16 protein-coding genes are annotated in these 18772 nt (G+C 61.9%); 12 read left to right on the forward strand and 4 right to left on the reverse strand.

Translation table 11 applies throughout. The annotated features are described in order from the left end of the window. Window positions 1–186 precede the first annotated feature (186 nt). Both OUZ52_RS10200 and OUZ52_RS10205 read left to right on the forward strand, forming a co-directional pair. Window positions 187–810, forward strand: a complete 624-nt coding sequence (locus OUZ52_RS10200) for a class I SAM-dependent methyltransferase (RefSeq protein ID WP_266158279.1) — start codon at window positions 187–189, stop codon at window positions 808–810. Continuing rightward, complete coding sequence (locus tag OUZ52_RS10205; protein WP_266158280.1) at window positions 797–1729, forward strand: lysylphosphatidylglycerol synthase domain-containing protein; 933 nt, start codon at window positions 797–799, stop codon at window positions 1727–1729. Before OUZ52_RS10200 ends, OUZ52_RS10205 begins: the two co-directional genes overlap by 14 nt. A gap of 74 nt (window positions 1730–1803) precedes the next feature. Here the strand turns inward: OUZ52_RS10205 and OUZ52_RS10210 are convergent, their stop codons facing one another. Beyond that, on the reverse strand, window positions 1804–8745 hold the full coding sequence (locus OUZ52_RS10210; RefSeq protein WP_266158281.1) for an Ig-like domain-containing protein: 6942 nt from the start codon (window positions 8743–8745) through the stop codon (window positions 1804–1806). Window positions 8746–9340: 595 nt separating this feature from the next. On the opposite strand from OUZ52_RS10210, the gene OUZ52_RS10215 reads away from it, so the two are divergent. The 4 genes from OUZ52_RS10215 (at window position 9341) to OUZ52_RS10230 (ending at window position 11580) form a co-directional block, all read left to right on the forward strand. Then, entirely contained in the window at window positions 9341–9847 is a 507-nt protein-coding gene (locus OUZ52_RS10215) for a phage tail protein (RefSeq protein ID WP_266158282.1), read from the forward strand. Between the two features lie 40 nt (window positions 9848–9887). Continuing rightward, window positions 9888–10418: a phage tail protein gene (locus tag OUZ52_RS10220; protein ID WP_266158283.1), complete on the forward strand. Its 531-nt coding sequence runs from the start codon at window positions 9888–9890 to the stop codon at window positions 10416–10418. Window positions 10419–10483: 65 nt separating this feature from the next. Further along, complete coding sequence (locus OUZ52_RS10225) at window positions 10484–11017, forward strand: phage tail protein (protein ID WP_266158284.1); 534 nt, start codon at window positions 10484–10486, stop codon at window positions 11015–11017. Continuing rightward, window positions 11017–11580, forward strand: coding sequence for a GNAT family N-acetyltransferase (locus OUZ52_RS10230; RefSeq protein ID WP_266158285.1), 564 nt, complete (start codon window positions 11017–11019; stop codon window positions 11578–11580). Before OUZ52_RS10225 ends, OUZ52_RS10230 begins: the two co-directional genes overlap by 1 nt. Here the strand turns inward: OUZ52_RS10230 and OUZ52_RS10235 are convergent. Both OUZ52_RS10235 and OUZ52_RS10240 read right to left on the reverse strand, forming a co-directional pair. Beyond that, window positions 11573–11875 (reverse strand): DUF6916 family protein, encoded by a 303-nt coding sequence (locus OUZ52_RS10235; RefSeq protein WP_266158295.1) that lies wholly within the window; start codon window positions 11873–11875, stop codon window positions 11573–11575. The two genes, OUZ52_RS10230 and OUZ52_RS10235, sit on opposite strands and share 8 nt — an antisense overlap. A 295-nt stretch (window positions 11876–12170) precedes the next feature. Beyond that, entirely contained in the window at window positions 12171–13037 is an 867-nt protein-coding gene (locus tag OUZ52_RS10240; protein ID WP_266158286.1) for a LysR family transcriptional regulator, read from the reverse strand. Between the two features lie 106 nt (window positions 13038–13143). On the opposite strand from OUZ52_RS10240, the gene OUZ52_RS10245 reads away from it, so the two are divergent. The 3 genes from OUZ52_RS10245 to OUZ52_RS10255 all read left to right on the forward strand — a co-directional run bounded on the left by OUZ52_RS10245 (window position 13144) and on the right by OUZ52_RS10255 (window position 16043). Further along, complete coding sequence (locus tag OUZ52_RS10245; RefSeq protein ID WP_266158287.1) at window positions 13144–13743, forward strand: LysE family translocator; 600 nt, start codon at window positions 13144–13146, stop codon at window positions 13741–13743. A gap of 140 nt (window positions 13744–13883) precedes the next feature. Next, window positions 13884–14678, forward strand: a complete 795-nt coding sequence (locus tag OUZ52_RS10250) for an SDR family NAD(P)-dependent oxidoreductase (RefSeq protein ID WP_266158288.1) — start codon at window positions 13884–13886, stop codon at window positions 14676–14678. A 165-nt stretch (window positions 14679–14843) separates the two neighbouring features. Then, window positions 14844–16043, forward strand: coding sequence for an aminotransferase class V-fold PLP-dependent enzyme (locus OUZ52_RS10255; RefSeq protein WP_266158289.1), 1200 nt, complete (start codon window positions 14844–14846; stop codon window positions 16041–16043). Window positions 16044–16064: 21 nt separating this feature from the next. Here the strand turns inward: OUZ52_RS10255 and OUZ52_RS10260 are convergent, their stop codons facing one another. Next, window positions 16065–16937, reverse strand: a complete 873-nt coding sequence (locus tag OUZ52_RS10260; RefSeq protein ID WP_266158290.1) for an alpha/beta hydrolase family protein — start codon at window positions 16935–16937, stop codon at window positions 16065–16067. A gap of 34 nt (window positions 16938–16971) precedes the next feature. Here OUZ52_RS10260 and OUZ52_RS10265 point away from each other — a divergent pair, with 34 nt between their 5' ends. The 3 genes from OUZ52_RS10265 to OUZ52_RS10275 all read left to right on the forward strand — a co-directional run. After that, entirely contained in the window at window positions 16972–17310 is a 339-nt protein-coding gene (locus OUZ52_RS10265; protein WP_266158292.1) for a hypothetical protein, read from the forward strand. Between the two features lie 57 nt (window positions 17311–17367). After that, complete coding sequence (locus OUZ52_RS10270; RefSeq protein WP_266158293.1) at window positions 17368–18516, forward strand: M23 family metallopeptidase; 1149 nt, start codon at window positions 17368–17370, stop codon at window positions 18514–18516. A gap of 29 nt (window positions 18517–18545) precedes the next feature. Then, window positions 18546–18772 (forward strand): hypothetical protein (locus tag OUZ52_RS10275; protein WP_266158294.1); only part of this gene is annotated, 227 nt, incomplete at its 3' end.

Here is an 18772-nt window from a genome sequence, read left to right on the forward strand (position 1 = left end):
CGTTTAGCGTCCCCTAAGTCGTAGACCATTCGCGGCACCTGCGCAGATCCTTCTGCCGTCGACTGCCGTACTCAAAGCTGTGTCAAGATTATTACATGCTGTCGCGAAACTGTCGCCGGGCCGTCTCAAGGCTGTCGGCATAGAACGCTCATCAGAGAATAAGGTTTACAGATCAAGGGCAAACGCATGGGTGACGCGACGGTGATTCAGCCCGCCGGCAACTTTTACGACAAGTACCGCACTCGCAATCCGGTGGCGAGATGGCTGATGTCGGGCTTTTTGAAAGCCTTCGACAATGCGACCGCAGTGACCCAAGGGAGCACCCGGGCGATTGAAATCGGATGTGGCGAAGGCGAGCTGTCGATGCGCCTCGCCCGCGCCGGTATCGCGGTGGAAGCTTGCGATATCGCGCCGGAGGCCATTGCCGAAGCCACGATCCGGGCCAAGGCCGCCGGGCTGGATATCCCGTTTATCGAATGTGCCATCGAGGATGTGGCAGGTCGCTTTGCGCCGGCGGAGTTGGTGATCTGTTGTGAGGTGCTGGAGCATCTTGAAGATCCACACGCTGCGCTGGAAGTACTCAACCGCCTGAGCACTCGTTATGTGCTTGTCAGCGTGCCGAGAGAACCGCTTTGGCGCATGCTTAACCTCGTTCGCATGCGCTATATCGCTGAGCTGGGAAATACACCAGGCCATGTGAAGCATTGGTCGCGGCGCCGCTTCGTGCAAATGCTGGCTACACGCTTTGATATCGTCAGCGTGCAATCGCCATTGCCGTGGACCATGGTGCTGTGCCGTGTCCGTCGCTAGACGCAGCCTTCGCGCCGCGGGTACGTTACTGAGCGCGCTTTGTGTCGGCTGGGTCATTTATCGATTTGTCGAAAGTGGATTACTGCAGCGCGTCGCTCATTCATCGCATGCGCAGGCGATCGGCTGGCATCTCGTCGCCGCCATTCCCACCTACGCCATCGGCGTGCTGGCGCTGGCTGCGGCATGGTGGTTTGTTCAGGCCAGCGTGAGTCGGTTGCGACCGAGCTTTCGCGACACCGTGCTGTGTTATGCGGTGACTCAGTTCGGAAAGTATCTGCCAGGGAATGTGGCGCAATATGTTGGGCGGCACGTCATGCTCAAGCGGTGGGGCGTGTCGCATGCGGCGCTGGTGTTCTGCGCCATCGCCGAAGCCGGCCTGCTTGTCGCGGCGGCACTGCTATGGGGCGCCTCCCTGATCAACCAGTTGCTGCCGGCGCTTTCATCGATAGGGGTATGGTGCGCCGTGCCGCTGGTTGTGCTCGGCAGCGGCTGCGCCTTTGCCGCCGTTCAACGACAAGCGCCTCGATGGATGGGCCAGCTGGCTCCGTTCGCCCCGCGCTGGCTGATCCCTGCGATATTTTTGTACCTGCTGTTCTTCGCCCTGATGGCCATGACCCTGATCCTGGTCGCCACGCCTTTCGAGGCTATCCAGGGTGGCTACGGCCTGCTTGCCGCGGTGGCGGCGCTGAGCTGGGCTGCAGGCTATCTGGTTATCGGTGCGCCGGCCGGGCTGGGTGTGCGCGAGGCGGTCTTCATCATGCTACTGAAAGGTCACCTGCCTGAAGCAGAAGTACTGCTGCTCGTGGCCGGATTCCGCATGGCGACCTTCGGTGGCGATCTGCTGGCCTTTCTTTCGGGGCTGCCCTTCATGGCACGCCTGCGAAAAGCCGCCGTTGCAGGCACAACCCGGCCGGGCTAGATGGGCCATCACTTACTGCACTCAGCGCGCGTGAAAGTCAGCGCTATGCCGATCGGCATAGCGCTGCTACCGCATCAGGGATTGAACTTCTTCTCCACCCCGAACAGGATCGATTGATTGTCCTGGCTGCTGTTGTCGAGCAGATTCTGGTACTCGAAGCGCAGCGTCCATCCGCGCAGGGTTTGCAGTTGGATACCGATACCGAGCAGGGTGTGATTGCGTGACTGGTTGTCCAGCGTGGCATGGTAGAGCGGGCCGCTCAACAGGTCGGCGTAGCTCATCGTGGCCTGGCTGGCGCCTTGCAAGTCACGTTGATACTCCACTCGCGCGGTCGGCATCCACATGCCGTAATCCGCCTTGATTTGCCACTGCGCACGCAGCCCCAGGCTGCCGGTAAAGGTTTTTACCGTCTGCGACTGGTAGTTCAACGCGTAGATCGCATCGCCATGTTCGGTGTAGCTATCGAGCTTGGCGTTCGCCACGTCCAGGCGTCCATACGGTGACAACAGCCACATGTCGCCGCGATGTTCGTAGCCGAAGGCCAGCGATCCGAACCACTGCCCGCCATCGCGGCTGCCGGTCACGATATTGCCGTTGGCCGTGACGTAGCGGCGTGCATCGAACGACAGCCATTGGTAGCCGACCAAGCCATCGAGATAGGTCGACTCGGTCGGTCGATAGCTGGCATAGGCCGCCACGTTGTAGCTGTCGACCGTGCTGCGGCTGCCCTTGTTGCCGACATCCGAGGCATCGTGGCCGTAGCCCAGGCCAACGCCCACCGCCAGCGACGGATCGATGCGCTTGTCCGCACCCACGCTAAGGCCTGAGGTGGTGAAGTCGATGCCGTTGGCACTGGCACCCAGTTCACGCGTGCCGAAGTTCACCGCACCGCCAGTCCATACGCTGATATCCCCCGGCAAGCCCGCCGCGGAGCTGCCATGACGGCCCACCGGATCGGCCGGCGCATCGGCGGCTTGCATAAAGTAGCGGCGCATCCCTTCATCCTCCGGCGAGTTGCCGCGGCTCATGCCGAGGAACGGGTCCTTGTTGCTGGATTGGCGTCCGCCGCCCGAGCTGAAGGTGATTCCGTTGCTGAAGCCGCTGTCGCCAGAACCGCTGTGCAGGCTTTCCAAGCGTCGCTGGAAGTTGTTGATCTGGCCAGTCGCCATGCGCCGCGCCGCGTCGGCTTGCGCATCGAGAATGCCCATCACCTCGGCGTCCTTGGAAGGATCGCTGCGCGGCGTCACCGTCACCGCCAGCGAACCGGGCGCCGACGTGGCGTAGGCGTTGCTCAGCGTGTAGCTGAGTTGCGCCACACCGCTGAAGGTCGCCGCGGCGGTGAAGTTCAGCACATAGCCGGTTGCCGTCGCCTGGATGGTGCCGCTGCCGGCGTTGGACGGCGAGATGGATACCAGATTGGCCGCGGTGAAGGGGCCTCCGCGCGCGCCGGCGGTGAGATCGACCGGCACCGTGGTGCCCGCCAGTGCCGTCGCCGATAGCGACGCAGCCACCGGCAGCGGATTCACCGTGACCGTAATCGTCGCCGGCAACGACACGCCGAACGCGTTCGCCACCGTATAGCTGAAGCTGACCCGGCCCGAAGCATCGGCGGCCGGGGTGTAGACGATGTCGTTGCCGCTGACACTGGCTACACCCGTCGATGGTGGCGTCGCGATGGCCACCACGGTGAACGGGCCGCCGCTAGCACCCACGGTGGCGTGGATCGTCACCGGTTTACCGGCGAGCACCGTCGCCGTCTGCGGCAATGCCACCGGCACCGCCAAAGGCGCCACGGTAATGCTGACCGTCGCCGGCGAAGAGGTGCCGCCCGGTCCGCTGGCGGTATAGGTCAGGCTGTCGCTGCCGTAGTAGTTGTTGCTCGGCGTGTAGAGCACATTCAAGCCACTGACACTGGCACTGCCATGCGCCGGCATCTGCACGATGGCGATAGAAGTGATCGGCCCGGTGTCATTGTTGGTGACCGGTATGGTTACCAGCGCATTGGCCGGTGTAGTCGCCGTGTCGTTGACGACGATCGGCACAGGCTGGCCCACCACGACGGTATAGCTTTGCGTACCGGTGAAGTTCAGGCTGTCCTTGGCGGTTACGCTGAAGGTGTAACTGCTGGGCGAGGTGGGCGTGCCGCTGAGTACGCCGCTGGCGCTCAGGGTCAGGCCTGCCGGCAAGGCACCCGCGCTGACACTATAGCTATACGGCGCGCGGCCACCGCTGGCACTGATGGTTTGGCTATAGCTCGCGCCCACTTGTGGATTGGGCAGGCTGCTTGGCGATTCGGTAATGGCTGGGGCAGTGATGTCGATCGTGTAGTTCACCGTGATCATCGCCGGCGAGCCGGTACCGGTACTGCTATCGACCACGCGTATCGCAAAGGCGAAATGTCCGGCCACGGTAGGCGTGCCAGTCAGACTGCCGCTACTTGCATTTAAGGTGACGCCGGTTGGCAATGCGCCGCTACTCACCGCGTAGGTGTAAGGCGTGATGCCACCACTGGCGACCAGGTTCTGGTTATACGCCGTTTCGGCCACTCCATTGGGCAGACTGGACGGCGTTAGCGCCAAGGTGGCCATGTTGATGGCCAGCGTATACGACTGCGTGCCGGTTTGATTGTGCGCATCCGTGGCCATCACCGTGAGCGCAAAGCTGCCCGAGGCCGTCGGCGTGCCGGTGATCTGTCCACTTGTTGCGTTAAGCGTAAGGCCGGCCGGCAACGCCCCCGCGGTGATCTGATAACCATAGGGTGCAATACCGCCACTGGCATTGAGCGACGTGGCCGGATAAGCCGCTGCTACCGTGCCGCCCGGCAACGATGTTGTCGCGAAGACGATATGCGGCGCGCTTACCGATAAGGTGTAGCTGATGGGGCCGGTCGAGAACGGCGCGCCAACACCCACCGAATGATCGGTGCTGTTGATCGTGATCGGGAAGCTGCCGGTCTGCGTCGCCGTACCGGATAGGCTTCCGGTGGCCGCATTGAAGACGATGCCGGCCGGCAATGTGCCGGTTTCGGCATAGGTATACGGCGAGGTACCGCCGCTGGTCGTAAATGCTTGGCTGTACGGACTGCCATACGTCACGGTCAACGTGCCGCTGGCCGGCGCCATCGTCAAGGTAGCGGCCGTCGTCGTCAGCACGAACGGATGCGAACCGACAAAGGGTCCGCTGCCGGTGCTGCTGTCGGTGGCGCTTACGGTTTCATTGAACGAACCGTAGGCCTGCGGCGTACCCGAAATGGTCACGCTATTCGTCGTGGTGGCGGTGATCGACAAACCCTGCGGAAGATTGCTGACGCTGTAACCCGAATACGGCGCCGCGCCTCCGCTAAAGGTATAGGTCTGCGTATACGGCACGCCGACTTGCGTGCTCAGCGGCGCGGAGGGCGTCACGACGATGCTCGGCGTCCCCACGGTGATCGACACCGTCGCAGGGGCGGAAGTCCCGGTGACATTGCTGGCGGTGTAGGTGAAGCTATCCGGGCCGGCATAACCGGCCGTGGGCGTGTAGCTCATCGTGATGCCGCTGGCCGTCGCCGTGCCGTGCGAAGCCGCGCCCGCCACGGCAACCGATGTGGCAGCGCCGCTGATGCTCAGGGTAATCGCGTTGCCCGTACTGTCGTAGGCGACGTTGGCGCTTACCGCACCTACCCCTGGTATCGGCGGATTCACCGTGACATTCACCGTCGCCGGGCTTGAGGTACCACCGGCATTGCTTGCCGTATAAGTGAAACTATCCGGGCCCGTATAGCCATTGGTCGGCGTGTAGCTGATCGATGTGCCGCTGGCCGTCGCGCTGCCCTGCGACGCTGCACTGGCCACGGCCACCGAAGCAGGGGCGCCACCGCTTAGTGACAACGGCACCGCGTTGCCGGCGCTGTTCTCCAGCACCGTCGTGGTTACCGCCCCGGCCACCGGTATCTGCGGCGTCACCGTGATCGTCACCGTCGCCGGTGTCGAGGTGCCGGTCACATTGCTGGCGGTATAGGTAAAGCTGTCGCCGCCGGAGTAGCCAGCGGCAGGCGTGTAGCTGATCGACGTTCCGCTAGCCGTAGCCGTGCCGTGCGCCGCGCCACTCACCACCGCCACCGAGGTCGCGGTGCCGCTAATGCTTAAGCTGATCGGATCGCTCGCGCTACCGTACGCCACCGTGGCACTGACGGCGCTCACCACCGGTATCAAGGGATTGACCGTGACCGACACCGTTGCCGGTGCCGAGGTACCGCCCGCATTGGTCACCGTATAAGTAAAGCTGTCCGAACCCGTAAAGCCGCTAGTCGGCGTGTAAGTAATCGAGGTACCGCTGGCCGTCGCCGTGCCGTGCGAAGCCGCCCCGGCTACGGCAACCGAAGCCGCGGCGCCACCGCTTAGTGACAGCGGCACCGCATTACCGCTGCTGTTCTCCAGCACCGTCGTGGTTACCGCCCCGGCTACAGGCGCCTGCGGCGTTACCGTGATCGTCACGGTCGCAGGGGTCGAGGTGCCGGTCACATTGCTGGCGGTATAGCTAAAGCTGTCGCTGCCGGAATAGCCAGCGGCCGGTGTGTAGGTCATCGACGTACCGCTGGCCGTGGCCGTGCCATGCGCCGCTCCAGTCGCCACCGCCACCGAGGTCGCCACACCGCTGATGCTCAAGCTGATCGGATTGCTCGCACTGCCATACGCCACCGTGGCACTGACTGCGCCTACCGTCGGGATCAGCGGATTGACCGTGACCGACACCGTCGCCGGTGCCGAGGTACCGCCTGCATTGGTCACCGTATAGGTAAAGCTGTCCGAACCCATAAAGCCGCTGGTCGGTGTGTAGCTGATCGAGGTGCCGCTAGCCGTGGCCGTGCCATGCGAAGCCGCCGTGGCCACCGCAACCGAAGCAGGAGCGCCACCGCTGAACGACAAGGTGACCGGGTTGTTGCTGCTGTTCTCAGTGACCGTAACCGACGCCGCGCCGGCCACCGGCGGCTGCGGCGTCACCGTGATCGTCACCGTCGCCGGTGTCGAGGTGCCGGTCACATTGCTGGCGGTATAGGTAAAGCTGTCGCTGCCGGAATAACCGGCGGCCGGTGTGTAGGTAATCGCGGTGCCCGTGGCCGTCGCGGTGCCGTGGGTCGCGCCGCTGGCCACCGCGACCGAGGTCGCCGCGCCACTGATGCTTAAGGTGATCGGATCATTGGTACTGCCGTAGGCGACGGTGGCGCTGACCGCGCTCACCGTCGGGATCAACGGATTGACCGTAACGGTCACCGTCGCCGGCGCTGAGGTACCACCGGTATTGGTTGCCGTGTAGGTAAAGCTGTCCGAGCCTGTATAGCCCGCCGTCGGCGTGTAGGTGATCGTGGTGCCGCTGGCCGTGGCCGTACCATGCGACGCCGCGCTGGCTACCGTGACGGAAGTCGGCGCGCCGCCGCTAAGCGACAACGCCACGGCATTATTCGTGCTGTTCACCAGCACGGTGGTCGATACCGCCGCGGCCACCGGCGGCTGCGCCGTCACCGTGATGGTTACCGTGGCAGGTGTCGACGTACCGGAGGCGTCACTTGCCGTATAGGTAAAACTGTCGCTGCCGGAATAGCCTGCAGCTGGCGTGTAGCTAATCGTTATGCCGCTGGCCGTCGCCGTGCCGTGCGACGCCGCGCTGGCCACCGCGACCGAGGTCGGTGTCGCTCCGCTGATGAGCAGGGCGATGGGATTGGCTGAGCTACCGTAAGCCACCGTGCTACTGACCGGGCTGACGATAGGCACCAACGGATTCACCGTGACCGTTACCGTGGCCGGCGTCGAGGTACCTGCGGCATTAGTGGCCGTGTAAGTGAAGCTGTCGGAACCGATGTAGCCATTGGTTGGTGTGTAGGTAATCGAGGTACCGCTGGCGGTGGCCGTGCCATGCCCAGCTGCTCCGGCAACCGCGACAGAAGTAGCCGCGCCGCCACTAAGCGCCAGCGTCACCGGATTATTGCTGCTGTTCTCAAGCACCGTCACCGACGCCGCTCCGGCCACCGGCAACTGTGGATTTACGGTAATCGTTACCGTAGCGGGCGCCGAGGTGCCGCTGCTATTGGTCGCTGTATAGGTAAAGCTGTCGCTGCCGGAATAGCCTGCGGCGGGCGTATAGGTAATCGCCGTGCCACTGGCTGTCGCCGTGCCGTGCGAGGCCGCGCTAGCCACCGCGACCGAGGCTAAGCTGCCCGTGGTGTTCAATGTGATGGGATTGTTGGTGCTGCCATAGGCAACGGTTGCGCTCACCGCACCGGCAGTCGGTGGCGGTATTTGCACCACTAGCGAGTAACTGACCTTCTCGCTGATATTGGCGGCGTCGGTGACTTTGAGCGCGAACGACGAGGTGCCCACCGTGGTGGGCGTACCGATCAATGCATTGCCACTTAAGCTAAGGCCCGCGGGCAAGCTCCCCGATAACAGCGTCACCGTATAAGGTGCGGTGCCACCGGTCGCGCTAATGGGCTGGTTATACGCCGTGCCGGTGTACCCCACTGGCAGGGTCAACGGGGACACATTGATGATGCCGTTGACGTTCAAGTTATAGGTCTGGACGCCTTCGTGCGTGCCATCGCTTGCGGTGATCGTAAACGTGAAAACGCCACCCTCTGTGGGCGTACCCGAGATGACGCCGCCGGTCGTATCCGACAAACCAATGGGCAATGCACCGGCCGAGATGAAGTAGGTATACGGACCGCCGTTGCCGCCACTTGCGGTAACCGTCGTTGTATATGCCGAGCTGACGGTGGCTGAAGGCAGCGTGCCGGGGCTGATCGTGATCGGCGTGGCTCCGCCTGCGCCGATGGTCAGGTTCACGGTCACCAGAACGCTGTTCTCGTCCAGGAAATTGAAGGTGTCGGTCGTCGAGCTGTCGCCGTTATTGACATAGGTAAGATCGAACGCACCCACGGTCAGCGTGCCCTGCGACGGCTGCACTGTGCCGGGAGAAATGCCCGCGGGCGAACAGACGCTTTCGTCGATGACCAGCGTGCCGCCGGAGGCCACCGTGTCCACGATTGGATTCGTACAGGCCGCTCGCGCCGTCACGGGCAGCATCACACCTGCGCACAGTATCAATGCGCCAAGCCAGAACAGAAAACGAGCCTGTAAACCTCTCACGCCCACAGCCGGGCGGACAGTCTGAAAACCCTGCATGCCTTACTCCTTCGAGCCCCTATTGCGCGCACCTAGAGCAACGCGCCTCGAACGACACAGATGGCGCGCGGTAGAAGTGCAAGAACCGAGCCCCATCGATGAGCGGAAAGCCATCTGCCACCGCCCATAACCCTGCGTATTATTACGCGCTTTATTTTTTATTTACTCAACCATTTGTATCAATCGCGCCTTCACACCCTGTCCATATGAGTCGTGGCAACTAAAAACTTGCGAACAGGCCCATTTTTACCGGTGATTTAGATCGAGCAAAATATTTCGCATGTTTATGCGAAGCCACAAATAAAGCACTAACCATGGCCTTATTTTCAATAACGCACAAAAGTTCAGCCTCGTCCATAACCGTGCGTATCTAAATCGCAGAACATTACACTTGTACCGGCGCTCCTCATCGCGGAAAGTAAACGGACAAGGGAATCCAACAGGGGGAATACCGATGGCCAGTTTTTATCTCGGGCAAATCATGCTCACGGGTTTTGGCTTTGCGCAAAGAGGCTTTGCCTTGTGCAATGGCCAGCTCATGTCCATAAGCCAGAATGCCGCACTTTTTTCATTGCTTGGCACCCAGTTCGGCGGCGATGGCCGAAGCACTTTTGGGCTACCCGACATGCGGGGCGTCACGCCGATAGGTGCTGGGGCGTCTTACGTCCAGGGGCAAAGAGGGGGAACGGAGACCGTCTCGCTGACCCAATCCACGATGCCGCAACATACGCATCTGGTCATGGCCAATACGCAAGCAGCCACGGTAAAAAACCCGGCCAACGCCACTTACGCCAGCACGCCTTCCGAGACGTTATATGGCGCGTCCAGCAACAACATCGTGCCGATCAATCCCGCGCAAATATTCCCGGTTGGCGGCAACTTGCCGCATGACAATATGCAGCCGTATCTGGTGATTAATTTCAATATCGCGCTTACCGGCATCTTCCCGTCGCGCGGCTAAACCGACGACAGACTCTCACCCTCTACTGCGGAGCAATCCAATGAGCACACCCTATGTGGGCGAAATCCGTCTGTTCGGCTTTCAGCGCGTACCAACCGGCTGGTTTGCCTGTGACGGCAGTACGATCAGCATCGCCGAGTATCAAACGCTGTTTGTCCTGTTAGGCACGACCTACGGCGGCAACGGCCAGACCACCTTCAACGTGCCCGACCTGCGCGGCCGGGTGCCAATGCATCAAGGCCAGGGTCCTGGACTGAGCCCACGCGTACTCGGCCAACTCAGCGGCACCGAAACCGTCGCGCTGACCACCGACCAGATACCGTCGCATTCGCACGCTCCGGTAGTTACCAGCAACGGCGGCGGCGGTACACCAGGTGCGACGGTGCTCCCAGGCGCGGTCCCCGCTACGGACACGATGTATGCCTCCGACATCACCGGCGGCGCCAGCCTCATGCTTGGCACCGCCAGCGTCGGTACCCAGGGCGGCAGCATTCCGCATGACAACACCATGCCGACGCTGACTGTCTCCTACTGCATCGCCTGGGCCGGCATTTTTCCGTCGCAGACCTAACCCCTTACGATCAACACGCGCAGACGCTGGCCGCTATCGCGCCGCGTCGGCGCCAGGAGAATCTCATGACTACACCTTTTGTCGGCGAAATCCAGCTCTTCGGTTTCAATTTCGCTCCCTACGGCTGGTCGCAATGCAACGGCGCCACGCTGGCGATCTCGCAAAACACGGCCTTGTTCTCGCTGATCGGTGCCTACTACGGCGGTAACGGCACGCAGACTTTTCAACTGCCCAACCTCTTCGACCAAGCAGCATGCAGCCAAGGCTCCGCCCCTGGACTGACACCACGAAACATCGGCGAAAAATTTGGCGAGGACAGCGTGACCGTGCTGGTAAGCAATATGCCGACACATACCCATGGCTTTGAATTGCATACGCAACGCGACATCACCAAGTGCACCAATGTCCCCGTGGCGGGAGACAGCTTGTTGATACCGACCAAAGTGTCGCCCTACCTGCCTACCGTGGCACCCAACACGAATTTTTCGCCGAACATGCTGGGCCCGATCGGTGGCAGCCAGCCGCATGAGAACCAGCAGCCTTACTTGGCCATCAACTACTGCATTGCCTTGGTCGGCGTCTTTCCAGCGTTTGGCTGATGCCGGCTTCGCGCACCTTGCCTGCGTTTCCCGCAGGTAAGACATCGTTTGCCGAACCCGCGCTCCTGCAGGAGCGCGGCATTCGGCTGCGTGCGGCAACCGCTGATGATCTGGTCTTTATGCGCGCGCTTTACGGCAACTTGCGCGCCAGCGAACTCGCACCGCTGCCATGGTCTGATGAGGCCAAGCAGACCTTTCTCGATGATCAGTTTGCCTTGCAGCATCTGCACTTTGTGCGCCACTACGCCGCAGCCGATTTTTTGTTGATCGAACACCGCGACACACCCATCGGGCGTTTTTATTTACTGCATGAGCCAGCCGAAGATTTTCTCATCATCGATATCGCTTTGCTGCCGGCGTGGCGACAGCAAGGCATGGGCAGCGAGTTGATCCGCGCCGCGCAACGCGAAGCGAGCAGGCTGGGGCGTGGCGTCAACCTGCACGTCGATCAACGCAATACGGAAGCTCGTCACCTGTACGAGCGCCTCGGTTTCAAGATCGTCGCCGAAGAAGGGCCTTACCAGCAGATGTCCTGGCAAGCCGAAGGCCTGCCGCTCAGTTGAACACCGCCTGATAAATGAACCCCTCGCGATCGCGGGCGATCGGCACCAGGAAAATACCGAACTCGCCGATGGAACCATGGGTCATTTGATAAATCTTCTGCGGCAGCAAAATCGCCGAGTCGTTGCGAAACAGCAGTGAGAAGGGTGCCCGCACCATGCCAGGAATGGGCGCCCCCATATGCTGTAGGGGCCGCGCCTCGACCAGGACAAAGGGCGCTTGCCCCGCATTATCGAGCGCTACCGAAAACGTCTCATTGAGATGAGTGGCGAAATGTTCCAACGCAAAAAAATGCATCGCTGCGCTCCCCCGAACGTGGCTAGATATGATGGCTAAGTGTTGCATAAAGCAGCGGCTCGCAATGCCGTTTTTGTCGGCAAATCGAAGCGTGTCCAAGCGGCATCTAATCGGGGCGCCGTCAGCAAGCGCTGATAAAATACTTAACGCGACGATGGCGGGCGGCGCTTAGAGTCGGATAACCAGCGCCGATGCCATGGCGATTACCGTGCACCGCGAATGCCTACGCTGATTTCAGTGCAGCTAGGCGTAACCGACCGGCCATATGCAATCCGCACGGCAGGTCGTCAGGCGATCAGGCATAGCGCGTGGAAAACCCCTCGCGAATATGCCGGGCAAGTTCCAACGCAACGTCACTGACACCGGTCGAAGGAAGTCGCAGGTTAATGTGGAACAACGGTAATGCCGGTAAATCGGCCGTGCTCAATATCTGCAGGCGATCGGGCACCGTGCGCGATAAAAACGGTGCAATCGCCATATCGGCTTCCAGCGTAGCGAACACCGGCTCCAGGCTACCCACTTGGCAGATCGGTCGCCATGCCATGCCGGCCTTGGTCAGCGCGTCGATAGCCGACGCCCTGAATCCACAACTTTCCTGACCCAACGCCACGGACAACGGACGACGCAGACAGGCCTCTCCGCCATGCGCACCGACCCAGACCAGACGATCGGTCAGCAAGAGCTGATTGCGCCCCCCTTGTTGCGGCTCAGTCATCAAGGCGAGATCGATCTTCCGCGCGCGCAGGCCGGCGCGCAGTGTTTGTGTGGTGTCGCTTACCAGGGTCACCAGCACATGGGGATGCGCCTGGCGGAACGTCCGCAGAATCGGTGGCATCAACATGCCGACGATGTCGTGCGGCACTCCCAGCCTTACCTCGCCGGAAAAATCAGTGCCGCGCATCTGACTCATCACCTCATCGTTGAGGGTAATCAGCCGATAGGCCAGGACAAGTAGTTTCTCGCCATCGCGGGTGAGCTGGGCAGCCTCTGCCCGGCGCTCAAACAGCGAGGTATCAAACAGCGACTCAAGCCGTTTGATCTGCTGGCTCACCGCGCCCTGGCTCAGATTCACCACCTTGGCCGCGGCGGTCATGCGCCCGGTTTCCGCCACGGCGACAAACGCGCGCAACAGGTCGGCATCAATACTTCGCGTGGCTGGCATGACTATTTGATTTCCTAATAATGCTTAGCAAAATTATTAGCTTCTTTACTATGACGAGCCCGCCCTATCGTGGCAACCCATCTTGGTTGCGGACACAGGCGTGCATATGGATTTTCTGGCTATAGGTTTGTTTTCGATCTCGGCGATCGCGCTGCTGGGTTCGCCAGGGCCGGCCATTGCCGCCCTTATCGCGGTGGGCCGTGCGGAAGGTTTAGGGCGCGGCATCCGTTATTACACCGGGCTGCAGGTCGGCTTGGCCGCCGCCGCGGGCATCAGCGCCGTTGGATTGTTTTCGATGATCAAGGCGCTGCCATCCGCACTGCAGGCGATGACCGCGCTGGCCACCGTCTATCTGATTTTTCTGGCCTACAAGATCGCCACCTCGCCGGTGGGCGCCGCCGTGGCGCAGCGCTCGACCCCTTCGTCGGCCAAAGCCGGCTTTCTTCTCGGCATGACCAACCCCAAGGCGTTCGTGGCCTTCGCCACGCTGTTTGCCTCGCGAACCTTGATGGGCGCCAACCCGCAAGGGGATCTGGCGCTGAAATGGACGCTGTGCGTGATCGTGATGATCGTCGTCGATTTTGCCTGGCTACTGGTCGGCGCGGCCCTGCATCAAGCCACGCTGAGCCCTGGCAAGGAACGGGCACTCAATCTTTGCCTGGCTACTGCCATTCTGCTGGCAGCGGCGATGTCCTTTGTCGTGTGATCGATGAGCAGCCTCGTCTTGGCCTGGCCGCGCCAGGACGAGCGGCGACTCCTCCTGATTTATCCTGCTTGATTCGCCTTGCCTGCGCCCTCAGCTGAGTACGACAGCCTTTGGCTGCCCTCCATCATTCGGGAATACCCATGCATATCGATTTGAGCAAACGGCAGGCGATTGTCACCGGATCGACCGCGGGCATCGGCCTGGCCATCGCGACCGGCCTGGCGGCCGCCGGCGCTCACGTTGTCGTCACCGGGCGTACGCGGGCACGCGTCGACGAGGCCATCAACAGCATCGCCAAGCAGGTCAAAGGCGCCCGCCTGACCGGGGTGGCCGGTGATCTGGGCACACCGGAAGGCGCGGCGCAGCTGATCGCCGATGTGCCTGAGACAGACATCCTGGTGAACAACCTCGGCATCTTCGAGCCCAAGGCCTTCTTCGATATTCCCGATCACGACTGGCAGCATTTTTTCGAGGTCAATGTGATGAGCGGCGTGCGGCTTTCGCGGCACTATGCGCAAGGCATGGCCAAGCGCGGCTGGGGTCGCATCCAGTTTTTGTCGAGCGAATCCGGCGTGCAAATTCCGGCTGAAATGGTTCACTACGGCGTCACCAAGACCGCGCAGCTGGCGGTGTCGCGCGGCCTGGCCGAATCGCTGGCCGGCACCGGCGTCACGGTGAATTCGATATTGCCCGGCCCAACCCGTTCGGAAGGTGTCGGCAACTTCTTCGGCAAAATCGCCGACGAGCAAGGGCTGGCGCAAGAGCAGGTCGAGCGTGACTTTATCGCCACGCATCGGCCTAGCTCGTTGATCAAGCGCCTGGCGACCGTCGAAGAGGTGGCCAACCTCGCGGTCTACCTCGCCTCCGAGCAGGCCTCGGCGACCACCGGTGCGGCCGTGCGTGTCGATGGCGGCGTAGTGCGCTCGATCGTCTGATGCTTAGGCGACACATACATCACCGGTCGCGCGGGCAGCGCGCCGGTGATGTCGTGTCGATCGCATCGAGCTACCCGTGCGCCATACCAGCCGTTCGACGCGCAGGCGCTTGATTCAAGCCAACGGCCACCTTAGTGTCGTTGGCTGCCGATGAGAACGCGCTCGATGGAAATCAGCCCAAGCCCGCCCCTAGCACCAGCGCTATTCGACTTCCCGCCGGGCCGGCTCTGGCTTTCGCATTGCAAAGACGGTCCGCTGCCGCGAGCGTCGGCCGACGCCATGGCGGCCATCCTGCAAACCGAGCTGCGGCCCTGGGATTTGCGCTGGAACGAAGATTTTCTCGACGTGTTGAACGCGCTCAGGGAATCGGCTGCAGCGCTACTCGATGTCGAGGCGCAAGACATCAGCCTGGTCACTTCCACCTCCAGTGGACTCGAGGCCATCGCACTCGGCTTTCCCTGGCAGGTGGATGACGAGGTGCTCATCCCGATGGACGAGTTCCCCAGCAATCGACTGCCCTGGCTGGCCCTGGCACAGCGCGGCGTGCGCTGCCGCGAGGTCGAGCTGTGGCCGGGGCAGCCAGCCGCCTTGCCCGATGGCGAGATCCAACCCGAGCAGCGGCTGCTGGATGCGATCGGCCCGCAGACTCGGCTGATCGCGGTGTCCTGGATCCGCTATCAGGATGGCGTGCGGCTTGACCTGGCCAGACTCGGCCGTGCCTGCCAGGCTCGCGGCGTCCACCTGGTCGTCGATGGCATCCAGGGCGCAGGCAGCATGGTGCCGTCGCTCGATGGGGTAAGCGCGTTTGCCACCGGCGGGCATAAAGGTCTGCTTGGCTTGCAAGGGCAGGGCGTGCTGTGGACGGATCGCGCGTTCCGCCAGAGGCTTATCCCGCTGGGCACCTGGCTGGCCGCGCCCAACACATTTTCGCAGTCCGGCCAGCAGGCTATCGATGAAGATCACTGGTCGACCGACGGGCGCCGCCTTGAGGCCGGCAGTCCGTCCATTGTCGGATGCTGCGCCTTGAATGCGTCCCTGCGCCTGCTGCTATCCGTGGGTGGCGCAGCGCGTATCGAGCAACATATCCGTGTCTTGCAAAGACGCCTGCTTTCGCAACTGCAGGCAATGCCCGGCTGGATGGCCGAGTCAAAGCGCTTGACGGCGTTGCTGGACGCGCAACGGCTGGGCCCGATCTTGTCCTTTTATCGGGCACCCGAGGTACTCGACGCCTTGCTAAGCCGTGGCGAGGCGCAAAGCATCAGCGCCAGCATGCGCCACAGTTTTCTGCGCATCGCCTTTCATGGTTGGCATACCGCCGCCGATGCCGACCGCACGGCGCAATGGCTCGGCTCGACGGCGGCGTAGAACTGATCGCGTCAGGCGCGATCAGTGTTCGTCATGCACGGCTTGCGTCACTGCCTGAATCAGCGTGGCATGGTCGAGGATCTCGTGCCCTTCGTTCGGCAGAGTCAGCATCGACGCCGATATGCCGCGCGCTTTCGCTTTGGCGATGTAGCGCTGGGCATACTCCGGCGATGTCACCGGATCGTCCGCACCGGAGATCGCGGTGATATCCGTCCCCTGGTCCATCCGCTCCAGAGTTACCAGCGGCGACAGGCTGCGCACCGGCAACAGCCACGTCGGACTCCACTGCCACTGCGCCATATGCCATCTGAAAGCGGGCACATCGCAGGGACATCCGGCCAGAAAAACATGCCGTACCAGCCCAGGGTTGAAAGCGGCGATATTGGCCGCGACCGCCGCGCCACCGGAATGCCCCAGCAAGAACACCGCCGAGGCGCCCCATTGCTGCTTGAGCGCGAGGATCGCCGCGGCCAGGTCTTTGACCACGCTGGCGGTGTAGTTATCACCCGAGGCAAAGCCGCGATCGCCGTCAGAGCGGGCGCCATAAGCATCGGCATAGCCCGGCCGCATCAGCGCCACCACCCGGATACCAGGCACGGCGCGAGCCAGATCGCCAGCGACCTGGTATTGATAGCCCGGGTGGATAAAAGGCGCGTCGCCATGCAGCACGACAATCAACGGCGCCGATGGCAGCGGCGTGCCGACCACATAGACACGGCCGACCATGCGATGACCAGGAACACCCGCGGCAACCACCTTGCCGCCCGCAGCTTCGGCCGAACGGAAGGGTGCAAAGGTGCCGCGTACAGCGATGAGCCCGTAGACCCAGAATCCAAGCAGCGCCACGATAAGCAGCAACAGACCCAGCTTCCACCAGCGTTTGATCATCGTCATTCCCGGCTCTATGCAAACGGATTGAACTGCGGCGATGAATGTTTTTATGGCAACACAGAAAGCGGCTTTTGCGGCATGGCAAAGGGCGACCGCCCCGCTCGGAATCATATACCGCCCAAACATGCCGATGATCAAACCTGGCCTGCCAATTCGCTTCGACGCAGGTGTTGCTGCCCTCGCCGCAGCACCGAAACGCCTGCCGGGCCGATCTTTGTCGCGCTTAAAAGACGCGGGCACAAAAAGCCCGCAACGCGTGGTACAAGGCTTGGCATATCAAACACCGCGCCAAGCGGTATCGGGCCTGGCAAGGCATATCTTGTGTCTTGAAGAGGCACCGGCGGCGTATCGATCACGCGGCATTTCAGTTCGTTAGAGCAAGACCCAGGGGAATACATTGATGGTATGCAAAACCGCTGCATGGCTTCTATTTGTGTTGTCGTGCTGTCTCTGTACTGCGCAGGCGCAAGAGGCGCTTGCCCCGGTCGAGGCCCGGGTACCTTTCGCGCCCAGCGCCTTCATCGGCAGCGACAACGCGATACATCTGGCCTATGAATTGCACGTCAGCAATTTCTATGGCGACACCGGCGTGCTGAAGCCACAGGGCTTGAAGATCTATGGCGACGACGCGGACACACCGCTGCTGGCTCTCAGTACCAGTGAGTTGGCCCAGGTGGTTCGGCCGACGCCGGCCGAACATACCCCGGTGTCGATACCGTCAGGCAAACGCGCGGTGATTTTCGTCTGGATCACGCTGGCGAAAGGCACCGCGGTACCGCACTCACTGCGCCATCGCATCGAATTTGCCACCGAGCAACCAGACCCGACGAAACCAGCCAGCACCGTTCTCGATGGCGCCACCGTGCAGGTCGACGCGAACCCGGCCATGTCGATCGGCCCACCGCTGCGCGGCGGCCGCTGGCTAGCGCACGAAGGGCCCGGCGCAGCGCAGTCGCACCACTGGGGCAGCCTGGTGGCGGTGAATGGTGCGCTGACCATTCCGCAGCGATACGCCCTGGATCTTGTCGGCGTCGATGACCACGGCCATGCGATCCGCGCAGGCGTCAAGAACATCCAGCAGTCGACCTACGCCGACTGGATCGGCTACGGCGCCGATGTACTCGCAGTGGCCGATGGCGTCGTGCGCAATACACGCGATGGCGAAGCAGAACATCAACCACTCACTGGTCAGCCGGAACCTACTTCACTGACCGCCCATGGCTTGTTCGGCAACTACGTCGTACTGGAGATCAAGCCGGGCGTATTCGCCAGCTACGCCCACCTGCAACGCGGCAGCGTGAAGGTCAAGCCCGGCGATCATGTGCATCGAGGGCAGGTAGTGGGGCAGCTGGGGCAGTCCGGTAATTCGGCCGCGCCACATTTGCATTTCCAGCTATCCAACGCCGCTACCTTCGAAGGCTCGGAGGGTATTCCCTACGTCTTCGAACGCTACGATTTGCTCGGCGCGGAAAGCGAAGCACAACTGTTCGGACAAGGCGAGCCGTGGAAAGCCGCTGCCATCGAACATCGCCAAGCGCAGCTGCCCTTGAACGATGTGGTGATTCAATTTCCGGCTCAGTGAATTTCTGTGGCATCCGCATTGGAAAGTTCATGCCCTTTTTCCAGATCCGATACCTTGGCGAAGGCATCTCTATGCCTTTCGCCGATGGCGATCCCGTCAAAGGTTTTTATGCAACGCGTATCGTCCATGCAGGCAACCCGCAACAAGCCCACGAAAAGGCCAAGGCGCGGGTGCTGCAGGACTGGCTAACCGGGGACTTCGCTGCGCGCAACACCGGCGGCGTTCCAGATCTAAGCGTTGACGCATGCCGTGAAGT

This window comes from Dyella silvatica, assembly GCF_026283955.1.
In the GTDB taxonomy this organism is placed as follows: Bacteria; Pseudomonadota; Gammaproteobacteria; order Xanthomonadales; family Rhodanobacteraceae; genus Dyella_C; species Dyella_C silvatica.